At 43.6% G+C, this 13,072-nt stretch carries 15 protein-coding genes and 2 pseudogenes; 14 read left to right on the top strand and 3 right to left on the bottom strand.

What is annotated here, in order from left to right:
• The first annotated feature begins 2 nt into the window (after positions 1-2).
• The 11 genes and pseudogenes from ACLTD4_RS05805 (at position 3) to ACLTD4_RS05855 (ending at position 7,822) form a co-directional block, all read left to right on the top strand.
• The gene (locus ACLTD4_RS05805; protein WP_055650663.1) at positions 3-377 is read left to right on the top strand and encodes a DUF6262 family protein; all 375 of its coding nucleotides are present in this window, start codon (positions 3-5) and stop codon (positions 375-377) included.
• On the top strand, positions 374-742 hold the full coding sequence (locus tag ACLTD4_RS05810; protein ID WP_055650664.1) for a DUF6262 family protein: 369 nt from the start codon (positions 374-376) through the stop codon (positions 740-742). Before ACLTD4_RS05805 ends, ACLTD4_RS05810 begins: the two co-directional genes overlap by 4 nt.
• A 153-nt stretch (positions 743-895) precedes the next feature.
• Positions 896-1,000 (top strand): annotated as a pseudogene (locus ACLTD4_RS05815) (Flp1 family type IVb pilin); the annotation flags it as partial.
• Between the two features lies 1 nt (position 1,001).
• Entirely contained in the window at positions 1,002-2,882 is a 1,881-nt protein-coding gene (locus tag ACLTD4_RS05820) for a DUF5702 domain-containing protein (protein WP_117634077.1), read from the top strand.
• 183 nt (positions 2,883-3,065) lie between these two features.
• Positions 3,066-3,866 carry a pilus assembly protein gene (locus ACLTD4_RS05825; protein ID WP_243008285.1) on the top strand — a complete coding sequence of 267 codons (801 nt, stop codon included), beginning with the start codon at positions 3,066-3,068 and terminating at the stop codon, positions 3,864-3,866.
• A gap of 26 nt (positions 3,867-3,892) precedes the next feature.
• Positions 3,893-4,330 (top strand): prepilin peptidase, encoded by a 438-nt coding sequence (locus ACLTD4_RS05830; RefSeq protein ID WP_055659856.1) that lies wholly within the window; start codon positions 3,893-3,895, stop codon positions 4,328-4,330.
• A complete protein-coding gene (locus ACLTD4_RS05835) occupies positions 4,327-4,716 on the top strand; it encodes a hypothetical protein (RefSeq protein WP_117622710.1) in 390 nt (129 codons plus the stop codon). Before ACLTD4_RS05830 ends, ACLTD4_RS05835 begins: the two co-directional genes overlap by 4 nt.
• 1 nt (position 4,717) lies before the next feature.
• Entirely contained in the window at positions 4,718-6,157 is a 1,440-nt protein-coding gene (locus ACLTD4_RS05840) for a DUF6382 domain-containing protein (RefSeq protein WP_055659860.1), read from the top strand.
• A 47-nt stretch (positions 6,158-6,204) separates the two neighbouring features.
• A complete protein-coding gene (locus tag ACLTD4_RS05845) occupies positions 6,205-6,825 on the top strand; it encodes a rhomboid family intramembrane serine protease (protein WP_055659862.1) in 621 nt (206 codons plus the stop codon).
• Between the two features lie 19 nt (positions 6,826-6,844).
• Positions 6,845-7,261, top strand: a complete 417-nt coding sequence (locus tag ACLTD4_RS05850) for an HIT family protein (protein WP_055659864.1) — start codon at positions 6,845-6,847, stop codon at positions 7,259-7,261.
• A gap of 18 nt (positions 7,262-7,279) precedes the next feature.
• Complete coding sequence (locus ACLTD4_RS05855; protein ID WP_025532466.1) at positions 7,280-7,822, top strand: RNA polymerase sigma factor; 543 nt, start codon at positions 7,280-7,282, stop codon at positions 7,820-7,822.
• 14 nt (positions 7,823-7,836) lie between these two features.
• Here the strand turns inward: ACLTD4_RS05855 and ACLTD4_RS05860 are convergent, their stop codons facing one another.
• Positions 7,837-8,904, bottom strand: a complete 1,068-nt coding sequence (locus ACLTD4_RS05860) for an undecaprenyldiphospho-muramoylpentapeptide beta-N-acetylglucosaminyltransferase (protein WP_117622709.1) — start codon at positions 8,902-8,904, stop codon at positions 7,837-7,839.
• 111 nt (positions 8,905-9,015) lie between these two features.
• Between ACLTD4_RS05860 and ACLTD4_RS05865 the strand changes: the two genes are divergently transcribed.
• Together ACLTD4_RS05865 and ACLTD4_RS05870 are read left to right on the top strand one after the other, a co-directional pair.
• On the top strand, positions 9,016-9,831 hold the full coding sequence (locus ACLTD4_RS05865; protein ID WP_243008286.1) for a DUF4367 domain-containing protein: 816 nt from the start codon (positions 9,016-9,018) through the stop codon (positions 9,829-9,831).
• Positions 9,832-9,844: 13 nt separating this feature from the next.
• Positions 9,845-10,354 carry a hypothetical protein gene (locus ACLTD4_RS05870; protein ID WP_117622708.1) on the top strand — a complete coding sequence of 170 codons (510 nt, stop codon included), beginning with the start codon at positions 9,845-9,847 and terminating at the stop codon, positions 10,352-10,354.
• 255 nt (positions 10,355-10,609) lie between these two features.
• Here the strand turns inward: ACLTD4_RS05870 and ACLTD4_RS05875 are convergent.
• Together ACLTD4_RS05875 and ACLTD4_RS05880 are read right to left on the bottom strand one after the other, a co-directional pair.
• A pseudogene (locus ACLTD4_RS05875) lies at positions 10,610-11,731 on the bottom strand (ISL3 family transposase).
• 236 nt (positions 11,732-11,967) lie between these two features.
• A complete protein-coding gene (locus ACLTD4_RS05880) occupies positions 11,968-12,321 on the bottom strand; it encodes an arsenate reductase family protein (RefSeq protein ID WP_117622707.1) in 354 nt (117 codons plus the stop codon).
• A gap of 195 nt (positions 12,322-12,516) precedes the next feature.
• Between ACLTD4_RS05880 and ACLTD4_RS05885 the strand changes: the two genes are divergently transcribed.
• Positions 12,517-13,044: a spore maturation protein gene (locus tag ACLTD4_RS05885; RefSeq protein ID WP_117622706.1), complete on the top strand. Its 528-nt coding sequence runs from the start codon at positions 12,517-12,519 to the stop codon at positions 13,042-13,044.
• The last annotated feature ends 28 nt before the right edge of the window (positions 13,045-13,072 follow it).

Raw genomic sequence — 13,072 nt, forward strand, 5'->3', positions numbered from 1 at the left:
AGATGAAAGCAAATAAAATCATCGAAATGAGCCAGGAGAAAAGTAGGCAAAAAGTAAAACTAGCAATGGAAGAAATTCAAAGAATGCGTAATGAGGGTGAAAGGATTACAGTTTCCGGATTATGCAAAAGAACAGGATTATCTAACTCGTTTTTCTACAGAAATGAAAAAATCAAAGAAGAAGTACATAAAGCTGTTGATATTCAAAATCAAAGCTATAAAATGAACATAGACGAAGCGGAACTCCTTGATGAGTATAAGGAAAAGTTGTTAGCTATGAGAATTGAAATTATAAAATTGAAAGCGGAAAATCAAAAGCTGGAATCAGAGTTAGATACTTTGCGAAGGCAACAGAAAGGTGTGAGTGATGTTAAATGAAGTATGATAAAATCGTAGGTCTCAAGAAACAACAAGAAAAAGAGAATTTAGAAATTATTCAGAGAGAGATTGATGCGATGCTCCGAAGAAAGGAGAGGATCTCGATTACTACCTTGGCAAAATATGCAGGAGTTGATAGAAGTTATTTTTATAGAAATTTACAGGCCAAACAAATGGTAGAAGATGCACAGTTGAAGCAGGGGGAATGTTATAATCCTAAAAAGGCAATTTTTGATAGAGCAACTGAGGAAGTTAATAAACAGCTGAAAAGACAAATGATTTTATACAAGAGACGAATTAAAGAGCTAGAGCTGCAGATAGAATTACTAGAAGAGGAAAATCAGAGGTTGAAAGAAAATAGATAATTTTACATAAAGTAAGAGAGCAGACTTTTGGACAAGAGGATATCCAAGAGTCTGCTTTTTTACTAAATTAAAAAGAAAAATAATTTACACATCGGAGTGATGTGAAAGATAAAACAAGTATTTTCAAGCATTCCGGGGCAGGTACTGGATTTTATGGTCGTGCTGATCGGTCTTGTAATCATCTTTAAGAAACAGATTACAACCCTGCTGAACAATGTATTCAAAGAAATCAACAGTCAGTCGAAAGAGGTATATTAATATGCGCAAAAGCGGGCAGATAACCGTATTCTTAAGTCTGGTTATGCTGTGCGTCTGCAGTCTGGTGTGCGGGCTCGTCGAGTCCGCCAGGACCGCAGGGGCAGGCTGGTATCTGAAGATGGCGGCAGATTCAGCCATGGATTCTGTATTCAGCGGCTATCACCGGGCGGCATGGGAGCAGTACCGGCTTTTCCTGCTGGAATACGAAGAGGAGGACGAGTCAGGCAGTACGTGGCTGAAGTATATGGAGCCTTATATGGAAAACCATGGCTGGTATCCGGCTGTCATTCAGACTGCCTCGGTCAAAGAAATTTCCCGTATTACCGATGAGCACGGAGCCAACCTTAAGCAGGAGATACAGGATTACATGCGGTATGGAATCTGGGATACTGTGGCGGAGGAATCCGAAGCGGAAACTCTATGGAAGGAACTGAAAGAGGCGGAATCCCTGCAGACCGTTTCAGAGGCGTACAGCGGCCACGCGAGGGAGGCGGCACGCATGGAACGTGCGCTTGAAGCCATATGGAAATCGCTGGAGAACCAGGAAGAGTATCGTAAAAAGGCCGCCGCCAGGCTGTCCGGCTGGGATGGATCCGGTTTTCGGACCGCCGCAAAGCAGTTAAAAAAAGAGGCGGAGCGCCTTTCGGGGCTGATAAAGACCTACGAAAAGAAAGCTGACGAACTGGCTGCACATCTGGAGAAAACGAGGGCGGACACAGAGCAGCAGAGGGATGATTTAAGCAAAGGTATACGGAGGGCCATGGAGGAGGAACTGGCCAGCTATGAGTCATACATTTCTGAGAACGGAGAGAAGCGGAGGGAGATAGAAGCCATGCTCCCCGGGACAGAAGGAAATGCGGCGCTGATCGACCGTGCGGTGGAGCGGTCTTATGAGGTCGAAGAAATTATCGATGAATGGGATGACGAGGACGAGGGAGATGGGCCGGATGAGGATGCATTATGGGGATCTGTTGAGGCTGTCTGGGATAGAGTGAAGATACCGGAGCTCTCCTTTCGGGCGGGGCTGAAGGAACCGGAAAAGCAGAATCTTCTGGAACAGATTCAGCAGATGGCGGGACTGGATCTGTTGATGTTAGTCCTTCCTGAAGGACAGGAGGTTTCTAAAGGTGTGATTCAGACAAAGGGACTTCCGTCAGTAATTTATACAGAAGACATTTTGAAAGACAATTTTCTGGAACGCATATTGACAGATGAATATATAGGCAGATTTTTAACCTGTTTTTTGTCGGCTGACCAGAAGGAGGTGCGTTATGAGCAGGAATATGTACTGGGAGGCAAATCAACAGATGAAGAAAATCTGGAATTCGCCGCGGCGAGAGTTCTGGCAATGCGGGAAGGTCTTAATCTTATTCATATCTTGTCAGACAGCCAGAAAAGAGAGGAGGCGCGTGCGCTGGCCGCGGCAATTACCGGTATTACCGGGACCGCACCGCTTACGGGGATTGTAGCGTTCTTTGTTATGACAGTTTGGGCTCTGGGGGAAGCGGCGGCAGATCTAAAGGCTCTTCTGGCCGGAGACAGAGTTCCGCTTATAAAGACGAGGGAGACGTGGAAACTGAATTTAGACGGACTTCTCACCCTGGGAGAACAGGGAAAAGTGGAAGCAGGACAGGAGAAGGGGGAGGGAAAGCGCTATGAGGATTACTTAAAGATGCTGCTGTTTATAGAACCGTCAGAGCGTCTGTATTATCGGGTGATGGACGTAGTCCAGATAAATCTCTCCAGAAAACAGCCGGATTTTACCATGGAACGGTGCGCGTACCAGGCTGAGATTGTTGGCACTGGCATTGGAAAGCATCTGTTTTGGCTGGGTGGGGATCCACACTATACCATGGAAGTACATACGGACAAAGCGTATTAGAACAGGAGGCGAAGGATAATGCCCTTTTTTCAGCGGCCTTTATCAAAGGATTTTAATAAAAAAAGATCAGTTACTCTCCAGGTACGAATCCCCCTTGAGATTTACGGCCCTCCTGTAAAAAGGGTATTATCTTTCGCCTCCCTCCGGCATGTCTGGTGCAGACAACTGGGAGACCGGCTTTGTGTGTGCGGCAGCATAACGGTAGAAGCCGCGCTGGCACTGCCGCTGTTCCTGTTTGCCATGATGATCCTGATGATGCCGATGGTACTGATGAATGAGAGCAGAAAAATACAGACGGAGCTGGAACAGGTGTGCGCGGAAATCAGCCAGTATGCGGGGGTGCTGTCCGATTCCACGCTGGAAAGCGAAGACTATAAGAAAAGCGGAATTCCGGAGGAACTTATTGAAGATATGACGAAGACAGGCTTTCGCTTATATGCGGAAGGAAGGATAAGAAGCCGGATTCATACGGAGAAGGCGGGTCAGTTTTCCCTGACCGGCTCCCGGATTCTGGAGGACGGAGAAACTATAGACTTAATTCTCAGCTACCAGATGGTTCTTCCATTTCCTGTGTTTCGCATGAAGAGCGTGCCAATGACAGCCAGAAGCTGCAGAAGAGCATGGATCGGCAGAGACGGCGGAAAGGGGAATGGAGATACTGGACAGGATATGGAAGATGAACTGGTCTATATCGGCAAGAGCAGTACCCGGTACCATAGAAACAGGAATTGCCACTATCTTTACAATCATATCAGCGTAATCTCTTTTGCAGATGTAGAAACTGTGAGAAATTCAGATGGCAGGAAGTATAAACCGTGTGCCAGATGCGGCGGCCTTGCGGGACCGGGAAGTTCTGTATATATCATGCCAAGTGGGGAGAGCTATCATGGCGACAGGAACTGCTCATCTATTATTGCTTATGTGCGCGCAGTGCCGTTGTCGGAGGTGGAATATCTGGGGCCATGTTCTTATTGCGCAAAATAGAGAGGGACGGGAAAGGAGGAGACTCAATGGAAGATATAAACCGGGTACATATAATATTTACGACATTTTTAGCGGCTGCGGCCTGGCAGGATTTGCGGAATAAAAGTGTAAGTGTATGGCTGTATCTGGGCTATGGGGCAGTTGCAGGTGCCATCAGGCTGACTGGTGGGGAGCCTGTTTTACAGGCCCTGAGCGGGGGCCTGGTGGGGGTGGTGCTTTTGGCAGCAGGCTGGATGACCGCAGGTGCGATCGGAATTGGCGATGGCTTGTTTTTCGTGGTCAGCGGGCTTTATTTAAGCTTTTATGATAATGTGCGGCTGCTTTTATACGGAATATTATGGGGCGGTATATTTTGCCTGTTTTTATTTCTGCATGGGAAAAAACATGGAATAAATATACACAGAATGACGGTGCCATTTTTGCCGTTCCTCATTCCCGGATGGATCTGGATGGTGATTTCATGAAAAAAAGACTGGCAGGAAGTTATACCATAGAGGCAGCCTTCATTATGGCGCTTGTCCTGTGGGCAGTTTTGTTTTCTGTTCAGGCAGCGTACAGGCTGCGGGATGAGACAGTGGGAGCGATGGCCCTGCAGGGAGCCTCAGAGTATTTACGTCATGGAGAGGAGATTGCGGCGGAGGAGGCGGTGGCCTATGCAGAGCGCCTGGCAGGAAGACCATTCTCCTGGAGCGGCTATAAATTCATCATAGAGGAAAAAAGAACGGCACTGATGGGACGGAGCGTCAGCGCCTCTGGAAAAGGGGGAACCTGGTCCCTTTCAATCCGCCAGAATGAATATGATCCGGAGAATTTCCTGCGGATGTGCAGTCTTTTAAACCAGGAGGAATGAAATGGAAATCAAATATAAAAGAGAACTGAAGCATAATTATCTGATTATTATCCCGGAAGAAACTTTTTACGACAGCTATGAGATACGGATGATGGCCTCCAACTGTATCGATGGACTTTTGAAATTTCATGTGAAGCAGGTGGATAACATAAGATCTTACTACTATGAGATTACATCGAGACAGCCTCTGACGCGGCTTCTGGAATACCAGAGCCTGGGGGCAGAGGAGCTCCGATGCCTGATTACGGGGATCGTCAGGACTCTGGAGCGGATGGAGACATATTTACTGCAGGAAGGCCAGATTTTGTTAGAGCCGGATTATATCTATGTGGAGCCGGAAAATTTTACGGTGTATCTCTGTCTTATTCCAGGACGTCAGGGGATATTTCCGGAAGAGATGACGGCTCTTCTGCAATACCTTCTGGGAAAGGTGAATCATCAGGATAAGGAGTGTGTAGTAATGGCATACGGCCTTTATCAGGAGAGCTTGAAGGAGAACTATGGAATGGGGGATCTTCTGAGGCTGACAGGCCGGGACAAGTCTGATGATATGAGAAACGAGTGGGGGAAAGAACCGGAGATGAAAGATAATGAGTGGCAGGCGGATGCGAGGGAAACCGATAGAGAGGCGGAACTGTTACGATTGGTGAGCAGGAATAAAAAAACAGTGCGAAGAGAATCTGAGTGGAAAGAGCGCGGAAAAAAGGAGTTTGAGAACAGAACTACATTACAGGAGGGCAGTGAAAAGAGAGAGAAAAATCTGGTGGAAAAGAGAGTCCTGTTCCGTAATATTCTAACCTTTGCCGTTATTGCTGCAGGTGGACCTGTTTTTTGCTGGTTTTTATATGGAGAAAGAGGTATAAAACGATACTGGCCGCTTCTGGTTGCGCTGGATGTGCTGACAGTAATTTTTTTATTTGTGCGTATCGTCATTCCGGAATTACTTGAGGGGGATCAGAAGGAACGAGATTTTGTTGAACGAGAGGACAAAAACAGCTATGATGAGAAAGAAAGTCGTCATGAGTGGCAGATGGTATTTCAGGAAGAATCTGAGAACAGTCATGAAATTCCGGTTACAGGTAATCATGAGGTAAATTTTAAGCATGAGGAGTGTACTACGGCCCTATTGACTGAACCGGAACGGCCTTTAAATTCCAGATGCCTCCGCAGTACAGAACCGGGAATCCCTGACATTATCATTTCCTACGTACCGTTTATTATTGGTAAACAGGAAGGACTGGCAGACTATGTATTAGCCCGTGATACAGTCAGCCGTCTCCATGCGAGAATAGACAGAGAGGGGGAGGAGTACAGGATTACGGATTTAAATTCGACAAACGGAACTACGGTAGGCGGAAGGCTGCTGGAGATGAATGAAACCGCGGTACTTTTGCCTGGAGAAGAAGTTTATATCGCAAATATTGGATTTATATTTACATAAAGCGGCAAATTGTGCTAGAATGGTCGTAAGATTATAAGGAGAGCACAATGGAAGATTTGTACGGACGAAAAAAAGCATATGTGAATACCGGCCTTATCGCGCTAAACGTGCTGTACTTCCTTTTTCTGGAGGCGACAGGTTCTTCGGAGAATACATCATTCATGGTGGCACACGGCGCCATGTATGCGCCGCTGGTAATAGAAAAAGGTGAATATTACCGGTTGATTACCTCTGTATTTATGCACTTTGGAATCAGCCATATTATGAACAATATGTTGATTCTTTTTATCCTGGGTGATAATCTGGAAAGAGCCCTGGGTCATATAAAATATCTGTTTTTCTACCTGATCTGCGGAGTGGGGGCGAATATCGTATCCATGGCCGTGAATTTAGGGGAGTACCGAAACGTCGTATCAGCCGGCGCTTCGGGAGCTATATTTGGTGTGATAGGCGGACTTTTATACGCCGTCATCATAAATCGTGGCCGGTTGGAAGACTTGAGTACCAGACAACTGGTTGTGATGATTGTATGTTCCCTGTATTTTGGCTTTACCAGCACAGGTGTTGATAATGCCGCACATATTGCAGGTTTATTAATAGGCATTGTAATGGGGGTCCTTTTATATCGCAAGCCCAGGAAAAAACGCAATACCGAGATATGGGGATAAAATGGAAGGAGGTGAGAGTGTGAGGGATGACAATTGTATTTTCTGCAAAATTGCTAATGGCGAGATACCGTCAGAAACCATTTACGAAGACGAGACGTTTCGTGTAATTCTGGATTTGGGCCCGGCATCGAAAGGACATGCTTTAATTCTTCCAAAGCAGCATTACAGCGACATCTGCGAGTTGGATGAGGATGTTGCGGCCAAGGTCCTTCCACTGGCAGCAAAGATAGGAACGGCGATGAAAAAAACTTTGAATTGCGCCGGGTTTAACGTAGTCCAGAATAACGGGGTGGAAGCAGGACAGACTGTATTTCATTTTCATGTGCACATTATTCCTCGTTATGAGAAAGGGCCTGTTATGGTTTCGTGGGTACCGGGAGAGGTGAGCCCGGAAGAATTAACAGAAACAGGAGCTGCCATAAGGAGCACCCTGTAACCAAAGGGGGCATAGGAGATGAGCATGCAACAAGATGAAGATATGCTTTTACAGTCGATTTACGAAGAGTATCAGGGAACGCTCCGCCGGATTGCGAGAGCGCTGAATGTTCCCAATATGGAACTTGAAGATGTAGTTCAGGAAACTTTCATAGCTTACTTTAGGAAGTATTCCTTAACATGGTCGCCAACACGCAAGAAAGCGATGCTGGTGAAAATCCTGAAAGGAAAAGCGATTGATTGTCTCAGAAAGAATGGACGCTATGAAAAGGTCAGTCTTGATGAGGAAAATTCGGTAAGATGTATTGAGATGCTGACCACGTATGTGGTAACGGATCCCATTGATATTATAATCAGTGAGGAAGCAATACAGAGAATAACTACAGAAATCGCCAATATGAGACAGGAATGGAAAGAGATGGCCGTTCTGTATTTCCTTGAACAGAGAACTATACCGGAGATTTGTGAGATGCTGGAGATACCGGGAACGGTATGCCGCTCCCGGATTTACAGGACAAGAATGTGTCTGAAAAAGATTCTCGGACCAAAATACGATATTTAACAATTTAACAATGTTTAGTTTGAAGCCAGAGATTCGATCATATCCACGATTGTATCGACGGCATTATGCAATTCGCTTTGTTCCATGCGGCTGATATAGGTTTGACGGTCGTTATATGTTTGGGTAATGGCCTGGAACAGGGAATCATCAGAAAGATTCTCTTCTTCCAGGACGCAGCTGAAGCCCTGTTTTTTAAATGACCGCGCATTTAGGATCTGGTCACCGCGGCTGGCAGCAGCAGAAAGTGGAATCAGGATATTAGGCTTATGGAGTGCCAGAATTTCACAGATAGAATTGGCACCTGCTCTTGATATCATTAGATCCGCTGCAGCGAATAAATGTTTCAATGGTGCGTCAACGTACTCGTACTGTACATATCCTTCGGTGGTTTTCAGGCTTTCATCCAGATTGCCCTTGCCGCAGATATGTATTACCTGGAAGGTCTCAAGCAGTTTTGGAAGTATATGGCGTACAGAGCGGTTAACGGTAACAGAACCGAGACTACCGCCGATAATAAGAATGATAGGGCGGTTGGCAGACAAACCGGTGTATTTAAGTCCGGTAAGCCGATCGCCCTGTAACAGTTCTTTACGTATCGGTGAACCGGTAAGGCATGCCTTTTCTTTTGGAAGGTATCCCAGAGTCTCCGGGAAGTTACAGCAGACCTTTGCCGCTGATGGAATACAGATTTTATTAGCCAGTCCGGGAGTCATATCGGATTCATGGATAATAACCGGAATTTTATAATGCTTTGCCGCAAGAACAACGGGAACGGCAACAAAACCGCCTTTGGAGAAGACGACATCGGGCCGGTGGAGTTTTATCAGCTTCAGGGCCTCGCCATAGCCTTTCACAACGCGGAATGGGTCGGAGAAATTTTTGATGTCAAAATATCTGCGGAGTTTACCGGAGGAGATACCATCATAGGGAATCCCTGCTCCTTCGATGAGTTTTCGTTCGATTCCCTGATAGGATCCAATATAACGGATCTCATAGCCATGTTCTTTCAGAGATGGAATCAGAGCAAGGTTCGGGGTAACATGTCCGGCTGTTCCGCCGCCGGTTAAAATGATTTTTTTCATAAGACGTTGCCTCCCAATATCGATATACTATTATAGTAAACGTTAGCAACAAAATGTCAACCCCAAAGCGTGTGGGAACTTCAGGATAACCTGTAATTATGAGGTGTGTGCGTGGACCAAGATAGGAATCATGGAAAAAAATGTTCTGTTTTCAAGCGAATAAAATATTTTTTAACACGACAAGTAAGAATGGATGCACGGTTGCTTGATTTTATGCAGGAGCACCCGGAAATAGCACCAGATTCTGATCTACTTGAAGCACCGCCCGGTGAATTTCAGAAAATATTGGCTGAGATGGATAAAAGAGGAATCAAGCCTGCTGTTAAAAGGCAGGTAAAACTAAAAAACTGTCTGACCAACGCAGGAAGATATATGCATAGGCCTGCGTTTGTTGCGCTGTTAGTGTTTTTGATAATTGGTGGGACTTCTGTGGGGACATCGGCGAAGAAGGCTTATAACTATAGAATGAGGGAGAGGGATTCGGGAAAAAGTGATATTGTTTGGAATAATGATGAGTATATATTGACATTAGATGATGAAGTGGATAGAGTATATTTAGATATTGGTGAACAATTAAATATAAAACCTTTAAAATTAATGTATATACCATTTAACATGAAATTCGAAGAATTAAAAATATTTGCTGATCATGCAAATATAAAATTTTTGTTAGAAGATAAAGCTTTTAATTTTATACAATCAAAAAAACCTGTAACGTCTTCTAATAATGTAGTATCTGACAGAAGTAAATATAAAAAAATATATAATAAATGGTTAGATATTACTATATCTATCGAGAAAAATAAGCTTATTAATGAGGCTGTAGAATATAGTGCTAAATTTGATTTAAAAGGATGTTATTATTATATATCAGGTATTATTGAGGAAGATGAATTTGTGAAAATAATTGAAAATTTAAGTTACTAAAGAAAGGTATGATATGAAAAAACGAGTTTTAAACATATTTTTAATATTTATAATAACATTATTTTGTGCAATGCCGGCTTCTGCACAAAATATATATTTCACAGAGCCACAACAGACTTTTAATGCTGCAACTAAAGGAAGTCGAGCTATAGTAAAACAGCCAAGAGGAAATGTTATTTCAGCTGGTATTTTAGAAATATCGAGTCCTGGCAATGGAGAAATAGGAGTCTATATGCAAACATTAACTCATGTTGATATTGATGAGACAACATTTGGTATTTACTTAGACCGTTGGATAGAAAGTGAGCAGAGGTGGGCTAATGTAGCTGACTATAAGTTTGTATATAACAAAGAGAATAGTCCGGACGATGATTTAATGACTAAGGCAATCTCATTCAACATAATAGGGCAACCGTTAGACTGTAATTATAGATTACGTGGAGTTCATGTGGTAGTTTCGGGAGGAATAAGAGAAATGCTTTCAAGCAAGACAGATGGTATATTAGTTAAAGACTCAGAATAAATAAAATGTGTTTGCAAAATATAACTTATAACGCAATTTTATAGAAGACCTTTGGAGTTGATTATAATTAAAGGCTCTTTATCAATAGTCGGGGTAGGATTTGTTAAAATCTTGCCCCATCTCTTTAATAAGGGTACTTTTTATGTATAATTCCAGGTTATACTGATTTTGGGTATGCCAAATAAGCCTCGTATTACCAACCATTTTATCCTATGATGTACAGTGGAGTATCCGGGTCCGGAAACGTTTGAAGTTTCAAATTCCGTGGCTGCTCCTTTTTAATATCTTTATCTTGTAATTGAAGCCTTCTGTAGAATCATTTGTCAGCCCGTATTTCAAGGCATTCAGGATTTCTTTCCGCAAGGTTCTGTAGGTCCTGGCACAGTCTTCAAACTCCTTGATTCCGCAGTTCAAGGCATTCGTAATCCAGTCATCAAATTCCCGTTGCTGCTGACTGTAGGCATCTATCTGGCAGATATCATAAAAGCACTCTTTCGTGCAGTGTGCCAGACGCAGATATTCACATTAGGTCACAGGCATGGTTGTTCTCATCTTTCAGCTTTTTATAGTGGGTTAGAATGACCTTTCAACTGCGTTTAAAATACTTACGCAGAGAAGCTAGTATGGAGCACTGAGTTTGTTTGCGTACGTTTTCAATGGCCTATGTAACCTGGCGGAAAATATGATATTTATCTATAATGATCTTCGCACTTGGAAAGAACGTCTGCGCAAGCTCTGTATATGACGGCCACATATCACAGACGAAGAACTTTAAGTTTAATCGCTCTTTCTTGGGGATGCTGCGCCCATAGACAGCCAGGTGGCTCTGGGTCCGATCCGGAAGGAGGTCGAGAATTCGGTGTTGTTTCGGATCAACCGGGCTGTACTGATATTTGCCAGTTAAAGAATTGCCTTTGAATTCATCAATGGAAAGTGTTTGCGGGAGTCGGTCGGGCGTAGGATAGCTGATGGTATCCTGAAGCCGGCAGACTGTTTGGACGGAAACACCAGTAAGTTCTGCGATCTGTTTTACGGAAAAGGTCTGGCGAAGTAAGGAAACAATGTAGAAAGCAAGCCTGCGGGTCCTGCGATGACAGAATGGCAGAAACGAGCACGGTTCCGTAAAACGTTTGCGGCAGGAGGTACAGACATACCGTCGTTTACAAAGGACCGGGATTACCTTCCCTGTAAAGGGGTGTCCTGGACTTCTTGTAAGCGGTAATCAAGAATCCGTATAGTTTTGGCCCCACAGCAAGGACAGGTCTGTTCTGAGGGGTGTAACTGAATAAAAATTTTAATAAAGGAGTCCGCCTGGAGTACTTTTTATATATAGGCACCTTCCAAATTGAGGAAAGCCTTGGTATAATTAGGGTACATCTATAAGGGGCACCTCCGTAAACTTTAAACTTTGGTCGGGATAATGCGTTTGGGAGGCTTCTTAATTACAAACAAAAGAATGTTGGAAGTGTTTTTTTAGCACACCCCAACATTCAGTATAGAACCTAATTAAATTAAGCCCAAAGGTCTTTTTGCTATAAAAAGTTTTAGTGTATCTTGTTTTTCAATAAAACATTTAAGTAAATAAAATCATCTTTTAATTTAGTTAAACCTTTTTACAACTTATCTTCCCACTCCACTTCCTTAAACCCAACCAAAACAAAATCTTCCCCCACAACAATCGGCCGTTTTACAAGCATGCCATCTGTAGCCAATAATTCCAACTGCTCAGCCTCAGTCATTTCTGGTAAACGATCTTTTAAATTCTGTTCTTTGTAAAGATTTCCACTTGTGTTAAAAAACTTTTTCAGAGGGAGCCCGCTTTTCTTGTACCAGGTTTCCAGTTCTGCCGCGGTGGGGTTCTGCTCTTTAATATGGCGGGCTTCATAGGAGATTCCATGGTCATCCAGCCATTTTCGGGCGCGTTGGCAGGTGCTGCATGGGGGATACTGTAAAAATAATATGCTCATATTGGATATTCCTTTCTTTTTATCATATTTTTCATATATTTATTGGGACTTTCGCATGGGTTAAAAGCCCATTCTGGCGATTGAGCGCGTTACTTTTGGTACAACTGCCATTGACTCTATTTTATCCTGGATTGCCCTGAATGAAAAGGGGATTTTTGAATAGAATGTAGTAATAGACAGGATTGAGGAGTTTCAATGAGCTTTATTTTATTTTTATCGGAGGCAATGGTTCCGCTGATTCTTTTTTATATTGTTGGATTTGGAATTCTTTCGAAACGTCCGGTTTTTGATGATTTTATCAATGGTGCAAAAGATGGGATGAAAACAGTTGCAGGGATTATGCCAACGCTGATCGGATTGATGACCGCGGTGGGAGTACTGCGCGCTTCGGGCTTTTTGGATTTTCTGGGAGATCTTTTGAAGAATCCTGCAAGCTGGCTTTGTCTTCCGGCACCGGTGGTACCTGTGATTTTGGTGCGATTGGTATCAAACTCCGCAGCGACAGGACTTGTGCTTGATATTTTTAAGGAATACGGTACAGATTCCTATGTTGGCATGCTGACCTCAATTTTAATGAGTTGTACAGAGACTGTGTTTTACTGCCTCAGTATCTATTTTGGCACTGTGAAAATCAAAAAAACAAGGTATACTATGGGAGGTGCTTTGGTGGCTACAGCGGCAGGAGTGGCAGCAAGCATTATTTTGAGCCGATTTTTGGCATAAAATCCAGTAATTAAACAGTTTTTTAAGA

Source organism: Hungatella sp. (assembly GCF_046966825.1).

Coding starts and splice junctions, on each gene's coding strand:
- ACLTD4_RS05805 (WP_055650663.1), top strand. CDS start 3: ATGAAAGCAAATAAAATCATCGAAATGAGCCAGGAGAAAAGTAGGCAA.
- ACLTD4_RS05860 (WP_117622709.1), bottom strand. CDS start 8,904: ATGAAAAAAATCATTTTAACCGGCGGCGGAACAGCCGGACATGTTACC.
- ACLTD4_RS05855 (WP_025532466.1), top strand. CDS start 7,280: ATGAGCATGCAACAAGATGAAGATATGCTTTTACAGTCGATTTACGAA.
- ACLTD4_RS05880 (WP_117622707.1), bottom strand. CDS start 12,321: ATGAGCATATTATTTTTACAGTATCCCCCATGCAGCACCTGCCAACGC.
- ACLTD4_RS05835 (WP_117622710.1), top strand. CDS start 4,327: ATGAAAAAAAGACTGGCAGGAAGTTATACCATAGAGGCAGCCTTCATT.
- ACLTD4_RS05885 (WP_117622706.1), top strand. CDS start 12,517: ATGAGCTTTATTTTATTTTTATCGGAGGCAATGGTTCCGCTGATTCTT.
- ACLTD4_RS05840 (WP_055659860.1), top strand. CDS start 4,718: ATGGAAATCAAATATAAAAGAGAACTGAAGCATAATTATCTGATTATT.
- ACLTD4_RS05845 (WP_055659862.1), top strand. CDS start 6,205: ATGGAAGATTTGTACGGACGAAAAAAAGCATATGTGAATACCGGCCTT.
- ACLTD4_RS05820 (WP_117634077.1), top strand. CDS start 1,002: ATGCGCAAAAGCGGGCAGATAACCGTATTCTTAAGTCTGGTTATGCTG.
- ACLTD4_RS05830 (WP_055659856.1), top strand. CDS start 3,893: ATGGAAGATATAAACCGGGTACATATAATATTTACGACATTTTTAGCG.
- ACLTD4_RS05870 (WP_117622708.1), top strand. CDS start 9,845: ATGAAAAAACGAGTTTTAAACATATTTTTAATATTTATAATAACATTA.
- ACLTD4_RS05810 (WP_055650664.1), top strand. CDS start 374: ATGAAGTATGATAAAATCGTAGGTCTCAAGAAACAACAAGAAAAAGAG.